This is a genomic window from Rhizobium sp. CBN3, from assembly GCF_030518245.1.
Lineage (GTDB): Bacteria > Pseudomonadota > Alphaproteobacteria > Rhizobiales > Rhizobiaceae > Rhizobium > Rhizobium aethiopicum_A.
The window spans coordinates 1-1,049 of record NZ_JAULSE010000083.1; the positions used below are offsets into that span (position 1 = coordinate 1).

A 1,049-nucleotide genomic window follows, 5' to 3' on the forward strand; every position below is an offset into this window, starting at 1 on the left:
TAGAGCATGCTGTTTTCATACGGAAGCATAGCCTGAGTTTGTGAGATAGTTGGCGCATTCGGCCGGCGAGAATGCGTCGAGCAATTCACCGGCCTTGCGCCATGTTGCTTCGACGGTCCGTGGGGCTGCTTTCCTGATGAGATGCTTGAGCTTGGCAAAGACCTGCTCGATAGGATTGAGATCGGGGCTGTAGGGCGGCAGGAAGAAGAGATGTGCACCTGCGGCCCTGACGGCACGGCGCACGGCTTGTCCCTTGTGACTGCCGAGATTGTCGAGGATCACGATGTCGCCCTTGGCGAGGGTGGGCACGAGAACTTTCTTGACATAGAGGGTGAAGAGCTCGCCGTTAATCGGTCCGTCGATGACCCAGGGCGCATCGATCCGGTCGCAGCGCAAGGCGGCGATGAAGGTCAGGGTTTTCCAGTGGCCGTGCGGGACCGGCGCAGCGAGCCGCTGGCCGCGCGGCGCCCAGCCCCTGAGCGCCGCCATATTCGTCTTGATCCAGGTTTCATCGAGAAAGACCAGCCGACGAGCTTCAATCCGCGGCTGATGGGTCTTCCAGCGCAGCCGCTTGCGGGCAATGTCCGCTCGCGTTTGCTCAGCCGGCAGAACCGTTTTTTTTGAAGCTCAGGCCTTCGGCCCGAACAAAGACCCAAACCGCTCGGCGGTCGGTCTTGATGCCACGTTCGGCCAATTCCGCCACCAATCCGCGTGTCGTGAACGGGCTGGATCGGCAGCGTTCACGCAACCAGTCGGCCCGCTCGCCCGACAGGGTTCGCTTCTTGCCTCCGCCGGCGCGGCCAGGCTCAAACGAGCCGGTCTCGGCAAGACGTCGCTTCCATTTCGAAACGCAGGAGGGAGCAATCGAAAGTGCCGCCGCGATCGACCGCGTCGTCTCCCCGGCACTCAATCGGACCAACGCACGCTCGCGAAGGTCTGCGGAATAGGGTCGCGTCATCCATGCCGGCCATCCTTTCCCGGCATGCATAGGGAATCACATTTCCGCTGATTTGCGAATCCCCGATTCCGGAAAATTGCAGCACGCTCTA

Annotated in this window: 1 protein-coding gene; it reads right to left on the minus strand. The window is 61.4% G+C overall.

The annotated features are described in order from the left end of the window. Positions 1–15 precede the first annotated feature (15 nt). A protein-coding gene (locus QWJ46_RS31035; protein ID WP_302756365.1) for an IS630 family transposase occupies positions 16–958 on the minus strand; the annotation gives its coding sequence in 2 pieces (ribosomal slippage) (positions 16–621 and positions 623–958; 942 coding nt in all). Between the last annotated feature and the right edge of the window lie 91 nt (positions 959–1,049).